The organism is Kocuria sp. ZOR0020, from assembly GCF_000800955.1.
In the GTDB taxonomy this organism is placed as follows: domain Bacteria; phylum Actinomycetota; class Actinomycetes; order Actinomycetales; family Micrococcaceae; genus Kocuria; species Kocuria subflava.
This window is the reverse complement of record NZ_JROX01000107.1, coordinates 1-13,244: the sequence shown is the minus strand read 5'-3', so window position 1 is coordinate 13,244 and position 13,244 is coordinate 1. Positions and strand designations below refer to the sequence as shown.

The following is a 13,244-nucleotide window of genomic DNA, read 5'->3' as shown; positions in this document are numbered from 1 at the left end:
CGGCATCGCCTTCAACGGCAAGCCGAACCTGCGCGCGGAGGCCGACGCCCAGATCAACCTGCCCAACCTGGACTCGGTCCGCTTCTTCGCAGATCTCTGAGCAATCGGCGGCGGTCACTCCCCAGCTGCTGGCCCAGTTCGCCTCACAACACTGATACCCCACGCATTGCGTGGGGTATCAGTCCGTTGGTGGGAGATCGACGGCGCGGCAGGGCGTCGTCGTCGTGCCGGGTGAAGCCTCAGTTCACGGGCTGTGCGGCACCACCGTCAGCGGGGAAATCCCCGGAGCCGCCGGCCAACTCGATGTGGCCGGTCTCAACGTCGGCGGTGACCATCTTGGCGATCTCCGTGGCGAACTCGTTGACGGACAGCAGCTTGCCGGCGGCCTCGCGGCGGGCCTCAAGGGCACCGGGCTGTGCGCGGTTGAGCAAGGTGGCGGTGACGGTGCCTTCGATCATGTCGCCGGAGACCACCACAAAGTCCACGCCTGCTTCCGTCATCTCCGGGATACGGGAGGTCAACTGATCCTCACCGGCGCGCTTGGACTTGGCCACGTCAGCGTAGGCATCCATGGTTTCCACCTCGCGGATGAAGTGGGCCTGGTGGCTGGTCACGAACACCACGCGGCCACCCTGCGGCAGGTACTTCAAGGCTGTGGTCAGGGCATCGTTCTGGGCATCGCGGTTCAGGCGCATGGCGTAGTCCTCGCCCATGCCGGATTCCATGCCGCCGGAGGCGTTGAGGATCACCACGTCCACGGAACCAAAGGCTTCCACGGCCTGATCAAACAGAGCCTGCACGGTGTCGGTGTCCGTGAGGTCGGCGCCCACGGCAATGGCCTTGCCACCGGCTTCCTCGATCTCCTTGACCACCTTGTTGGCGCGGGGGGCCTTCTGGCGGTAATTGACCACCACGTTGGCCCCCTCACCGGCCAGGATCTTGGCTGTGTCTGCACCCACCCCGCGGGAGGATCCGGTGACCACAACGGTTTTGCCGGCAACTGAGTTCATCAAGATCTCCTTGAGTTCGGGGATTTGCGTCGGGTCAGCGGCCGTTTCCGGCGGCTCACCCAACGCAAACAACGGTTTTCTTCAGCCTATCCAGACGGAGCGGACAGCCCAATGGGAGGGACCGCTCACGGGTGCGGCCAGCTCAACTGAGCGCGACCAAGAGGGCGCTCACAGCCCCATGCCAAGCCCGCCGTCCACGCGGATCACGGTTCCGTTGACGTAACCAGCCCCGGGGGAAGCCAGCCACTGCACGGCGTTGGCCACCTCTTCCGGGTCGCCGAACCGTGCGGCGGGGATGGAGGTCATGTAGTTGGCGGTGACATCTTCCGGCAGTTCCGCGGTCATGTCCGTGGTGATGTACCCGGGGGCCACCACGTTGGCGGTCACGTTGCGGGCACCGAGTTCACGGGTGATGGCCCGAGCCATGCCGGTCAGCCCGGCCTTGGAAGCGGCGTAGTTGGCCTGGCCGGGAGCGCCAGTCACGCCCACCACGGAGGAAATGAAGATCACGCGGCCACGCTTGAGCTTGAGGAAACCCTTGGTGGCGCGCTTGGCCACACGGAAGGCACCCACCAGGTTGGTGTCCAGTACGGAGGTGAAGTCATCCTCGCTCATGCGCATGAGCAGGGTGTCCTTGGTGATGCCTGCGTTGGCCACCAGGATCTCCACGGGACCCCAGGTGGACTCGATTTCCTTGAAAGCGGCTTCCACAGATTCGGTGGAGCTGACGTCACACTGCACGGCGTCAACACCTTCGGGGGCGTCTCCGGAGCGGTAGGTGATGATCACACGGTCACCCTGTGCGCGGAAGGAATCGGCGATGCGCTTGCCGATACCGCGGTTACCGCCCGTCACCAAAACAACACGGGGCTCTGTGGTTTCCGGGGTTGCAACTGCCATGGGAGATGGGTGCCTTTCGGTCATGCTGACGTGTTGTGGCCGCTGTGGTCACCTCGGTTAGGGGGACGTGACCTTGCGTGCGACCGGCTCAGACTATCCCCACCTGTGTAGATAATCCTATGGCACGCCCAACCAGATGATGCACGTGGGCTTGTGCAAAGGTTCCAGAATTGCGCCGTACCCGGCCATTCTGGGGATCGCAGGCGTACCTGCTGTCCTTGCTCCGTCAACGGTTGGGTGCAAGCTCACACGGGTGCACAATGAGTTGTTGGGCTGTGCAACGCCCACCGTGCCCGGACTGTTCAGGAGGTGTCATTTGGCCAAGCGATACCTCACTCCCGCAGACATGGCACAACTCCAGGACAGACCTGGGCCGCCACACTCACCGACCCCGTCGTCGTCGTCCGTCAGCGCTCCGCGTAGGGGCCGTGAACGGGACACTGTTCACTCGATCACCGCCACTCCGGAGGCGCTGTCCGTGAACATGGGGCGGCGGATGAAGGTCTACGGCGTGCAGATGTTGCTGCGTGTGGCCTGCTTTTTTGGGTTCGTGCTGATTGACAACATCTGGTGGCGCATCGCGTGTGTGGTGGGCATGGTGGTTCTCCCGTGGTCTGCGGTGCTGCTGGCCAATGCGGGCGCGGACAAGTCCGAACGTTCCTCCCAGTACATGAGCCCGGAGCACCACCTCGAACTCTCTACAGTTCCCCACACGTCCCACGACGACGACGGCGCGGCCTCCCGTGAAGGCCATTTCCATCGTGAGGGGCAAACTGGAGTGGAGCCGGACAGAACCGATGTGGTGCGAGACAGAACCGTGGTGGAAGGCGAATGGTCGTGAAGGTGACTGCCAGCTGACACGGTTAGGCTGGTGGCTGCCCTGATCGTGCGAGTGCACGGTCCACTCATTCAGTAGTTTTCCAGGAGCATTCCGGCCCCATGTCCTTCGACCTGTTGGGTTCCCTGTCTCAGGGGCCACAATCCCAAGCGGCGCAGAGTTCCGGCCCGGAGGCGGTGCAGTGTTCGCGCCGAGGCTGCACGGTACAGGCCATGTGGAAGCTGGAATGGAACAACCCCAAGGTGCACACCCCGGAACGCCGCAAGGTCTGGACGGCCTGTGATGAGCACCGGGAGCACCTGGCGAATTTTCTGCGCCTGCGCGGTTTCCTCAAGGATGTGCTGCCGCTGTGAAATCCAAGATCGCGGCTTATTCGTTTCTGCTTTCCGGGCGGTGGATCGCCTGGTTCCTGTTGTGCTGCCTGGCCTCTGCCCTGTGTGTGTATCTGGGGTCCTGGCAGATGGCGCGCGCTGATGCCATGACGGCTCGCAATGACTTGATCATCAACAACTACGATGCCGCTGCTCTGACTGGCCCTGAAGCCGTGGATCAGTTCCAAGACTTCTCCCCCAACAACCAATGGCGCCCTGCGGAAGTTACCGGTGAATACCTCCCCGGTGAGACCCTGTTGGTGCGCAACCGCGCGCACAACGCGGTGATCGGTTACGAGGTGCTGGTGCCGTTCCGTACGGAGACCGGGTCCACCGTGGTTCTGGACCGGGGGTGGATTGCCACCTCTGATGCCGGTGACGGATCGGCTTCTGAGGTTCCTGCCCCACCCACCGGCACGGTGACAGTGACCGCGCGGTTGCAACCCGGTGAGGGTGAGGTGAACCGGCAGTCCCCGGACGGGCAGGTCCCGTCCATTTACCTACCGGGTGTTGCAGATGCCACCGGGTTGGATGTGTCCCAAGGGGCTTATGGCCAGGTGGCTGCAGAGAGCCCAGCCCCGGACGTTGCTCCCGAGTCCTTTGTGCAACCTGACCTGGACTATGGTCCCAACTTGTCCTACGCCCTGCAGTGGGATGCCTTTGCCGTGTTGATGTTTGTGGCCTACGGGTATTCTGCGCGCCAGAAGGTGCGTAACGATCAGTGGGATCGTGAATATGCTGCCCAGATTGAGGATGAACTGTCCCGGTACTACGACTCACAAGGCAACTTTGTGCCCCAGGGCGATGGCATGACGGAAGAGGACGTGGTTCGTCGGCTGGAGATGGTGGACGACATGCCCGCCCACCTCAAAGACATCATGCGTCCCAAACGCGTCAAGCGCACCTACGCGGTGGTGGATGCTGAGGAGGAAGACGCCCTGTTGGCGGCCCATCACGGCCGCAACTGAGCTTGTTGCTGGTGGTTGAAGACCTGTGGCCCCGCTCCTCGACGTGAGAAGCGGGGCCACAGATCTAGTAGTGCCGTGGGATCAGCAGACGGCGGGCTGCTCGTACTGACCGGAGGCGGCGCCGCCAATGTACGCGGGACTGCTCTGACCCGTGCTCGAGCTGTTGCAGAAACGACCGTCCCAGGAGCAACGATTGCCCGGAGGGGTGACACCGGTGGGGTACGTGGTGACGTTGTCCGTGCCGTTGGTGTTGAGCAAACGGGAGTATGAGATGGCCGGGTAGCACGTCTGTGCACCGGACCTGGTCAGATAGACGTGCGGCGTGCGACCGGTGGTGTTCACGGAGGTGGGGTGACGGCGGGCAACGGTGTAGGACAACTCGCCACCGCTGAAGGTTCCGCTCCTACCCACCGTGCCAGTGGTGCTGGTTGAAATATTTGCACCCGGACGCACCGAGTAAATGTCGGTCAAGACCAGCGCGGGTGCACACCAGGTGCCTGTACCGATGGTGAGGTCCTGGTTGAACACGAGTGTTGCTGTGAAGGAGGAGGTAGCCGTGCCCGCGGGCTGCGAGAGTTCCAGGCTCCAGATGTTGTTCTGAGAGGAGTTGGTCGTCGGCACTTCATTGGTGCCACCAGTACCCGCGCCGCCACCAGACACATTGACGGTCCAGGTCAGTCGCGTACCTGCAGGGATGACTCCCGTGCTGGAGGTGACGCCAAGGTAGATCGAGTGCACCTGGTAGTTGATGGTGCCGCCACCGTAAAACAGACGGCACACGGTGGCAGTCACCTCAGCCCGCGATGCGGCGTAGGCCGTGCTGCGCTAGCAACTGCAATGGCGGGTACGGCCCAGGCCGCACCCTTGGCGATGGTTCGCCGCGAGATGGTGGTTTCAGTCATGACGTGCGGTTCTCCCCGAATTGCGTGCGTGAATGTGGCAACTAGTCCGCTGCCCGCGATCCCCGCGCGCACCCCGGATGCTTTTGGACACAGTTGCGACACTGTGAAATTAACAGGTGGGCATGTCCTACATGAACCATCATGAAGATGTGACCTTGACCCAGCTTCAAGTTGCGACGGCCTCGCTCCGTTGCAGCTGGTAATGGCGTCCTCTCGGTGACAGTCTGTGACCAAGCTCTCTGCGTCCGCAGACACGCGCGAGGCCGCTGAATGATTGCCATTGGTACTCTCCCGGCGTGACTCAACCAACGTTGCCGGTAGCCGCAGGGGCGGGAATCAACCACCTCAGCATCGACGACGAGTCCCTGGAAACCATCCGCACCGTCTGGAATCGCTGCCTCCCGGAGCCATTGGACGCGGCGCAACCACCGGCCGTCGTCGTACTGGCTGACTACTGGAAAGACTCCGGGGAGATGCCTTCGGGTCGCAGCGATGCGGTGGTTGGTGACGTCACGGCCACCGCCATTGACGCCGGCATCGGTCACCGCGTCATGTTCCACGCGGCTGGACTCAGTGATCCTGAATCCCGGCGAACGATTGCTCTGGTGGCCCCCAGCGGGACGGGCAAGACCACAGCGGTGGCCGCACTCGGTAGCCAGTTCGGGTACGTGACGGATGAAACGGTGATCATTGACCCCGATTCGCTGGCCATCACACCGTTCCCCAAGCCGCTGTCCATCCTGGGGCCCTCCGGTCAGCGGCCCAAAACTCTCTTCTCCCCCGACGAACTCGGCCTGATGGCCACTCCTCAGAATCCCACGTTGGGTGCCGTGGTGGTTCTGGCCCGCGACCCCGACCACGACGACGCCCCGCACCTTGAGCGCCTAACCCTGGCCGATGCGTTGGGTCACCTGGTCCCGCAGACCTCATCTCTGGCGGCCTTGGACCGTGGGTTGGCAACCCTGGCGGGGGTTGTGGATCGGGTGGGTGGATGCCACCTGCGGCGCTACAGGGAAATCCACACCGTGGGACCGCTGCTGGAGAAACTCCTGGCTGCGGAACCTGTGCAGGAGTCGCCGGCTTGGTCGGCTGTTGAGCTACCAGTCGAGGGCCGCGTGGATGAACCTGCAAACACTTCAACTGTGCCCGATGGCTGGGTCCAACGAGCCACGGCCCAGGACGTCTTGGCGCTGCCTGATGACTGCTTGGCCGTGCTGGTGGACAGCAATTTCATGGTGTTGCAGGGACTGGGACCGGTGATCTGGGATTCGCTGGATCAACCCACGCCGCTGGACACCCTGGTGGATCAACTGGCCTCTCACCCGGAAGCCCCGGAGGAGGCAGAACAAATGGTTCGGGATGCCGTGGCGCAGCTGGCCGAGCGTGGAGTCCTGTTGCTGGATCCGGCGAATGCTCAGGGTCAAGCCAAAGTGCTGGGTCAGGCCAATGAGATCAAGTCCTGATACTCCTTTGACCACAGGTCCTCGATCCCGTCCGGCAGCATGACCACGCGTTCCGGATCAAGAGCCTCCACGGCACCTTCGTCGTGGGAGACCAGGACCACCGCACCTTCGTAATTGCGCAGTGCGGCCAGGATTTCTTCACGGGAAGCCGGGTCCAGGTTGTTGGTGGGCTCATCCAGCAGCAACACGTTGGCAGAGGAGGCCACCAGCGTGGCCAAAGCCAAACGGGTCTTCTCGCCACCGGAGAGGACACCGGCGGGTTTGTCGACGTCGTCGCCCTGGAACAGGAATGAGCCCAGAATGGTGCGGGCCTGTGCGACCGCGAGCTCGGGGGCTGCGGTCTTCATGTTCTGAAGGACCGTGCGGTCCGTGTCCAGGGTGTCGTGCTCCTGGGCAAAGTAGCCGAGCTTCAAACCGTGCCCGGCCTCGATCACCCCGGAATCCGGCTGCGTGACGCCTGCCAGCATCCGCAGCAGAGTGGTCTTGCCGGCACCGTTGAGCCCCAGGATGACCACCTTGGAACCACGGTCAATGGCCAGGTCAACGTCTGTGAATATCTCTAGAGAGCCATAAGCCTTGGACAGGCCCTGCCCACGCAACGGGGTCTTGCCGCAGGAGGCCGGTGCCGGGAACCGGATGGCCGCCACCTTGTCCGCCACGCGCTCCCCCTCAACCCCTGCCATGAGGCGTTCGGCGCGTTTGATCATCTGCTGAGCGGCCACCGCCTTGGTGGCCTTGGCTCGCATCTTCTCCGCCTGGGCCATCAGGGCGGAGGCCTTCTTCTCCGCGTTGGCGAACTCGCGCTTGCGGCGGTGTTCATCCTGCTCACGCTGCAGCTTGTAGTGCTTCCAATCCATGTTGTAGATGTCCACGACGGCGCGGTTGGCATCCAGGTAGAAGACCTTGTTGACCACCATTTCCATGAGCTCAACATCGTGGGAGATGACCAACAGCCCGCCCGAATAGTTCTTCAAGAAGTCGCGCAGCCAGGTGATGGAGTCGGCATCCAAGTGGTTGGTGGGCTCATCCAGCAGCATGGTGTCCGCATCGGCAAACAGGATCCGGGCCAGCTCCACGCGTCGTCGTTGACCACCGGAGAGGGTGCGCAAGGGCTGAGTGAGCACACGCTCTGGCAGGTCCAGGTTTGCGGTGATGGTGGCGGCCTCTGACTCCGCGGCGTAACCGCCACCGGCCACGAACTCCGCCTCCAGCCGCGCGTAGCGCTTCATGGCCTTCTCCCGGATGGCATCTGTGGGGTTGGCCATGTCCTCCTCGGCCACCCGCATCCGGGCAATCACCTCTGCCAGTCCGCGGGCTGAGAAGATGCGGTCCCGGGCCAGCTGCTCCATGTCATCAACCTTGGGATCCTGGGGCAGGTAACCCACGGTGCCCGTGCGGGTCGCGGAACCATCCGCCGGCAGCGTCTGACCGGCCAGCACCTTGGTCATGGTGGTCTTGCCTGCGCCGTTGCGACCCACCAGGCCAATCTTGTCCCCCCGCTGTACCCGGAAATTGACCTGGTCCATCAGCAGGCGCGCGCCAGCACGCAATTCCAAGTTGGACACAGTGATCAACGGGGTACAGCCTTTCGTGGGAGCGCCGCCAAGTAAGCAACATGGCGGCAAGACCGATCAAGTCTAGCGGCGAGTCACTCTCCTACGCAGTGTGGTCAAACATTGCTGCGCCCATACGATCTCCGCCTCAGACCGGGCCACCCAACTGTGACAGGGAAAGAGCCGTTGGCGGCGCCAAAAAGTGGCTGTTTCCCTGTCAAACGCGGCGCGGGTAGCGGCTGATCATTGGCTACGCTTTGCCTTGGACCGCGGTTGGCGGTGCCACCGTGCAACGCCAAGGACCCCCGTGAACCTTCGTGATTCCATCGATCAACGCCCCATGTCCGCCTACCAGTGGTTGGTGGTGGGGCTGTGCGGGTTGCTCAATGCCCTGGACGGGTACGACGTCCTCTCCATGGCCTTCACCGGATCCGCTGTGTCCCAGGAATTCGGGCTGACCGGATCTGAACTGGGTGTGCTGTTGAGTGCGGGTCTGGTGGGCATGGCGGTGGGTTCCCTGGTGATTGGTCCGCTGGCTGACCGTTACGGCCGCCGCCCGCTGTTGATCGTGTCACTGATCATCAACGGTGTGGGTATGGGCTTGTCCTCCATGGTGTCCTCCCATTGGGAACTGGCGGCCTACCGGGTTCTGACAGGCATTGGTGTGGGCGGAATCCTGGCCTGTACGGCGGTGATCGCCAGCGAGTACGCCAACAACAAGCGGCGCGGAATCGCCATCAGCGTCTTCACCGCAGGCTACGGGGTGGGCGCCACGCTGGGCGGTCTGGGTGCCGCTCAGTTGATCCCCATGTTCGGCTGGCGTTCGGTGTTCTTGGTGGGGGCCATCTGCACCGTGGTGGTCCTGGGGCTGGTCATCGCCCTGCTGCCCGAGTCCGTGGACTATCTGGCCACTGGCCGCCACCCGCGCTCCGCTCAGATCGCGGCCTCGGTGGCTCGCAAACTGGGGATCGACGACGCCCCCGCCCTCCCCACCGTGACTCAGTCAACGCAGAAGCAGAGTCCCGGTGGTGTGCTCAGCACCCGCTACCGCTCACAAAGCCTGTTGCTCTGGGCCAGCTGGTTTGTGGTGATGTTCGGCTTCTACTTTGCCAACACCTGGACTCCGGCGCTGTTGGTGGAATCCGGCATGACGCAGCAGCAGGGCATTCTGGGCGGCATCATGCTCACGGTGGGTGGCACCTTTGGCGCGCTGTTGTACGGCACATTGACTTCACGCTGGAGTGAGAAGGCCGTGTTGATTGTGTTTGTGATACTGCAGTCGGCCGCCTTGGTCCTGTTCATCACCACCACCTCGGTACCAGCGGTCGCCTTCTCCGCCGGTGTTGTGGTGGGAATGTTGGTCAACGGCTGCATTGCCGGCATGTACACCCTCTCCCCCATGACGTACGAACCCGCTCTGCGTGCCACCGGTGTGGGCTGGGGCATTGGTGTTGGCCGGGTGGGAGCCATCCTGGCGCCCCTGACCGTGGGTGCCCTGTTGGATCGCGGGTGGTCCCCGGTTCTGCTCTACGTGGCAGTTGCCGCTGTGGGGCTGCTGGCTTCGGTGGCGGTGTCCCGGTTGCGGGTGGGGCAGGCCGCGCGTTTGTCAGGGAAATGACCCGCTGGGCGCACTCAGAACGGTCATTTCCCTGACAAGCGCGCGGCACCCCGGGGGCGCTGGTCTGACTCAAACTTGAACAGTGTTTAAGATGCTCGCATGAGTTCTTCCAGCACCACGTCCCCAGCCTCACCATCCGCCACACCACGCGACCCCCAGCACCGCCCTGCGCAGCAACGCTCGGCCGGTACGGACCTTGCACTGATCGCTGTGTTCGCTGCCTTCTGCGCAGTCATGTCCGTCATGCCGGCCATCCCCGTGGGACCGCTGGCCGTGCCCATCACCTTGCAGACGCTGGCGGTGTACCTGACCGGTCTGGTGCTCGGCGGACGCCGCGGCGGTCTCGCCGTGCTGCTCTACGTGGTAGTGGGTGTGGCCGGACTGCCCATCTTCTCCGGATTCCGTGGCGGCCCCGGTGTGCTGGCAGGACCGTCCGCCGGTTACATCATCGGCTTTGCCGTGGCCGGTCTGTGCACCGGCCTGCTGGCCTATGCCGCACTGCGCCGCGCCCGCACCAACCGCTCTCGGCTGATCGGCCTGTTTGTTGCCGCACTCCTGGGTGGATTCGTGGTCTGCCGTCTGACCGGCATTCCCGGAATGTCCATCAACGGTGGCTTGAGCCTGCGGGACGCGTTCTTTGCCGACGTCGTCTACTGGCCCGGTGACCTCATCAAGTGCGCCGCTGCTGCTCTGGTGGCCGCCGCCGTTCACCGCGCCTTCCCGCGCCTGGCCGGTAGCCGTTGATCTTCGGCCGCCGCTCCCGGGCCGCTGCCCGCCACGACGACGACGCCCAACCCAACCCGGCCCTGGGCATCCACCTGGACCAGGTGGATGTGCGATTGCCCGGAGTGGACGGGCAACTGCAGGAAACCACCATCCTGGAGGACATCACCCTGGAGCTGACCCAGGCGCGGACCGCGATCCTTGGACTCAACGGCTCCGGCAAGTCCACGGTGTTGCGACTGCTCAACGGTCTCATGACACCCAGTGATGGCTCCGTCACGGTGCATGGGATCGACGTCGTCCAACAGCGCAAGGCGGCCCGGCGGACAGTGGGATTCGTGTTCACCGATCCCCTGGCGCAACTGCTGATGCCAACGGCCTTGGAGGATGTGGAGCTGTCCCTGCGTGAGGTTGAAGCCGATGCCACACAGCGGCGGGAGCTTGCCCAGGACTTGTTGGCGGCTGCAGGGTTGGCGGATCGGATGCATCATTCGGTGTATGACCTCTCCGGTGGCCAACGTCAACTGGCCGCGCTCACGGCGGTCTTGGCAGTGGAACCGTCCGTCCTGGTGTTGGATGAGCCCACCACGTTGTTGGATCTGCGGAATCGGGCGCGGTTAATGGAGCGGTTGGCTGGTCTGCCACAGCAACTGGTCTACGCCACCCACGATCTCGAGTTGGCTGCCACAGCCCAGCAGGTGGTGGTGATCCATGACGGCCAGGTGTTCGCCTGTGGAGGCCCCGAGTTGGTGGCCGACTACCACCAATGGTGTGTTGACGGGTTCCCTGGCTGGGACCAGTTGTGAGCGCCCAACGCGAGTTGTTCGGCACCTACCGCCCCCGGGACAACTGGCTGCACCGAGTGCCCGTGGGCGCCAAGGGGCTGGCGCTGCTGGTGCTTTCCGTGATTTTGATGATGCCCTGGCAACGCTGGATTCCGGGTCTTGATCACCCGTGGCCGGTCCCGCTGGCCTGCGTGGTGCTGTTGATGATCCTGGGTGCCACCGGTGGTGTTGGCTGGCGTAGCTGGTGGGGCACCATTCGGCCGGCTCTGCTGATATTCGTCCTGTTGGCCGGCTATCACGTGCTGGTGGGGACTCCCCACCGTGGGGCAGGGGTGCTGCTCACGGTCCTGGGTGCCATGTTCGCCACCCGGATCCTGCTGGAAACCACGCCGCAAGCAGTGCTGTTGGACGGCCTGGTGCGACTGCTCGGGCCCTTGCGTGGGGTGGGGGTCAAACCGGAACGGGTGGGGTTGGCCATCCAGATCATGCTGCGCGCCATTCCCTACCTGTTGGGTGTGGTCGCGGACGCCCGAAGCGCCGCGGCAGCACGCGGCATCAGGATGGGGCCCGTCCGCGCAGCAACGCCGGCCGTGATTGCTGCGGTGGCCCATGCGCAACGCACCGGGGAAGCGTTGGCGGCGCGGGGACTGGACTGACGTGTCCGGTGGGCTCAGCTGGCATGGTTCCGGCGATGGCACCTTGCCTTTAGTGCTGGCTGCACCTGGGCTGTACCGGAGGCTGATCCCGGAGAGCATTGGCGGCTGCGCCTGACGGGCTGTGGGGCTCAGCTCACATTAGGATGCACACATGACTTTCAATCAGGGGTCCCGTCTGGACACGTCCCGCGTGCAGACCGGCGGACGTGGGGGTGGCGGTGGCCGCGGCGTCATGGTGGGTGGTGGCCTGGGTGGCCTGATCCTGACCATTGTTCTGGGGCTGCTGTTCGGCCAGCCCATGCTGGGTGGCCTGGACAATGCCGTCAACCAGGGCAGCTACTCGGAATACTCCACGGGATCCGGCAACGCGGCTCAAGCACAGGACGAGTTGGCGCAGAAGTGCCAAACCGGTGCAGATGCCAATCAGCACACGGACTGCCGTGTGGTGGCCACCGCCAACAGCCTGGATGCCATGTGGGCCACCTACCTCCCGGAGTCCACCGGCGTGCAGTACAACATGCCGGGTCTGGTGCTGTTCTCCGGCTCCGAGTACTCCCCCTGCGGTACGGCCTCCTCTGCAACGGGTCCGTTCTACTGCCCGTCCAACCAGACGGTCTACCTGGATGATTCGTTCTTCGCCACGTTGCAGACCGACTTTGGCGCCCAAGGCGGACCCTTGGCCGAGGAATACGTGGTGGCACACGAATTCGCCCACCACATCCAGTACCAACTGGGCTACTTGGGCTCTGCCGCCAGCTCCCGTCAGGGGTCGGATTCAGGTGCCGTTCGAGTGGAACTGCAGGCCGACTGCTACGCCGGACTGTGGGCCAACCGAGCCTCCAGCGACGACTTCACCGGTGCGGTGGTGCTCAACGACATCACGGAGGACGACCTGCGTGCGGCCATGTCCACCGCAGCCTCCATCGGTGATGACCACATTCAGCAGACCACGTCTGGGCGTGTGAACCCGGAGGCCTTCACCCACGGCACCTCCGAGCAGCGCATGGCCTGGTTCATGAACGGCTACCGGACCGGGGACATCGGCCAGTGCGACACCTTCAACGCCACTGACCTGGATGATCCTGGCAGCATCCGCTGACAACCCAACGATAGGAAGACACCACATGAAGTTCTTGTGCCAGATGCAGGTCACCTTTCCCGAGTCCATGAGCCCGGAGGAGGTGGCCCAGAAGCAGGCTGAGGAGAAGGAGTACTCCCAGGCCCTGCAACGTTCAGGTGAGTTCGAGGCCATCTACCGGGTGGTGGGAAAGTACGCCAACGTCTCCATCTTTGAGGTGGAGTCCAACCAGCGTCTGCATGAGATCCTCTCCGGATTCCCCATGTTCCCGTACATGAGCATCGAGACCACGGCCCTGGCCACGCACCCCAACGCCATCTGAGGTCCCACCACCCCTGAATCAGAACTGCCGAACGTTGCGAGTTCGTTCGATTCCAAC

The 13,244-nt window shown here is 63.7% G+C and carries 14 protein-coding genes; 10 read left to right on the top strand and 4 right to left on the bottom strand.

The features are described 5' to 3' along the window. Positions 1 to 239: 239 nt before the first annotated feature. On the bottom strand, positions 240 to 1,010 hold the full coding sequence (locus tag L979_RS07035; protein WP_047690905.1) for an SDR family oxidoreductase: 771 nt from the start codon (positions 1,008 to 1,010) through the stop codon (positions 240 to 242). Between the two features lie 168 nt (positions 1,011 to 1,178). After that, positions 1,179 to 1,910 carry a 3-oxoacyl-ACP reductase FabG gene (gene fabG, locus L979_RS07030; protein ID WP_047690895.1) on the bottom strand — a complete coding sequence of 244 codons (732 nt, stop codon included), beginning with the start codon at positions 1,908 to 1,910 and terminating at the stop codon, positions 1,179 to 1,181. A 316-nt stretch (positions 1,911 to 2,226) separates the two neighbouring features. Between fabG and L979_RS15025 the strand changes: the two genes are divergently transcribed. The 3 genes from L979_RS15025 to L979_RS07015 all read left to right on the top strand — a co-directional run bounded on the left by L979_RS15025 (position 2,227) and on the right by L979_RS07015 (position 4,087). Beyond that, positions 2,227 to 2,751, top strand: a complete 525-nt coding sequence (locus L979_RS15025) for a DUF3099 domain-containing protein (RefSeq protein WP_197052094.1) — start codon at positions 2,227 to 2,229, stop codon at positions 2,749 to 2,751. A 98-nt stretch (positions 2,752 to 2,849) separates the two neighbouring features. Then, complete coding sequence (locus L979_RS07020) at positions 2,850 to 3,101, top strand: hypothetical protein (RefSeq protein ID WP_047690892.1); 252 nt, start codon at positions 2,850 to 2,852, stop codon at positions 3,099 to 3,101. Further along, positions 3,098 to 4,087 (top strand): SURF1 family protein, encoded by a 990-nt coding sequence (locus tag L979_RS07015; protein ID WP_052209626.1) that lies wholly within the window; start codon positions 3,098 to 3,100, stop codon positions 4,085 to 4,087. The genes L979_RS07020 and L979_RS07015 overlap by 4 nt, the downstream gene beginning before the upstream one ends. 81 nt (positions 4,088 to 4,168) lie before the next feature. Here the strand turns inward: L979_RS07015 and L979_RS07010 are convergent, their stop codons facing one another. Next, positions 4,169 to 4,867, bottom strand: a complete 699-nt coding sequence (locus tag L979_RS07010; protein WP_156125472.1) for a hypothetical protein — start codon at positions 4,865 to 4,867, stop codon at positions 4,169 to 4,171. A 418-nt stretch (positions 4,868 to 5,285) separates the two neighbouring features. Here L979_RS07010 and L979_RS07005 point away from each other — a divergent pair, with 418 nt between their 5' ends. Further along, the gene (locus tag L979_RS07005) at positions 5,286 to 6,452 is read left to right on the top strand and encodes a PqqD family peptide modification chaperone (protein WP_052209625.1); all 1,167 of its coding nucleotides are present in this window, start codon (positions 5,286 to 5,288) and stop codon (positions 6,450 to 6,452) included. Here L979_RS07005 and L979_RS07000 read toward each other — a convergent pair. Then, the gene (locus L979_RS07000; protein WP_047690888.1) at positions 6,428 to 8,026 is read right to left on the bottom strand and encodes an ABC-F family ATP-binding cassette domain-containing protein; all 1,599 of its coding nucleotides are present in this window, start codon (positions 8,024 to 8,026) and stop codon (positions 6,428 to 6,430) included. The two genes, L979_RS07005 and L979_RS07000, sit on opposite strands and share 25 nt — an antisense overlap. Before the next feature lie 286 nt (positions 8,027 to 8,312). Here L979_RS07000 and L979_RS06995 point away from each other — a divergent pair, with 286 nt between their 5' ends. The 6 genes from L979_RS06995 (at position 8,313) to L979_RS06970 (ending at position 13,187) form a co-directional block, all read left to right on the top strand. After that, positions 8,313 to 9,623, top strand: a complete 1,311-nt coding sequence (locus tag L979_RS06995) for an MFS transporter (protein WP_047690885.1) — start codon at positions 8,313 to 8,315, stop codon at positions 9,621 to 9,623. A gap of 99 nt (positions 9,624 to 9,722) precedes the next feature. After that, positions 9,723 to 10,367: a biotin transporter BioY gene (locus tag L979_RS06990; RefSeq protein ID WP_047690883.1), complete on the top strand. Its 645-nt coding sequence runs from the start codon at positions 9,723 to 9,725 to the stop codon at positions 10,365 to 10,367. Next, entirely contained in the window at positions 10,364 to 11,152 is a 789-nt protein-coding gene (locus L979_RS06985) for an energy-coupling factor ABC transporter ATP-binding protein (protein ID WP_231559434.1), read from the top strand. The genes L979_RS06990 and L979_RS06985 overlap by 4 nt, the downstream gene beginning before the upstream one ends. Beyond that, positions 11,149 to 11,787: a CbiQ family ECF transporter T component gene (locus L979_RS06980; protein ID WP_047690882.1), complete on the top strand. Its 639-nt coding sequence runs from the start codon at positions 11,149 to 11,151 to the stop codon at positions 11,785 to 11,787. The genes L979_RS06985 and L979_RS06980 overlap by 4 nt, the downstream gene beginning before the upstream one ends. A gap of 151 nt (positions 11,788 to 11,938) precedes the next feature. Continuing rightward, entirely contained in the window at positions 11,939 to 12,886 is a 948-nt protein-coding gene (locus L979_RS06975; protein WP_047690879.1) for a neutral zinc metallopeptidase, read from the top strand. A 25-nt stretch (positions 12,887 to 12,911) separates the two neighbouring features. Further along, positions 12,912 to 13,187 carry a muconolactone Delta-isomerase family protein gene (locus tag L979_RS06970; RefSeq protein ID WP_047690877.1) on the top strand — a complete coding sequence of 92 codons (276 nt, stop codon included), beginning with the start codon at positions 12,912 to 12,914 and terminating at the stop codon, positions 13,185 to 13,187. Positions 13,188 to 13,244: the final 57 nt, after the last annotated feature.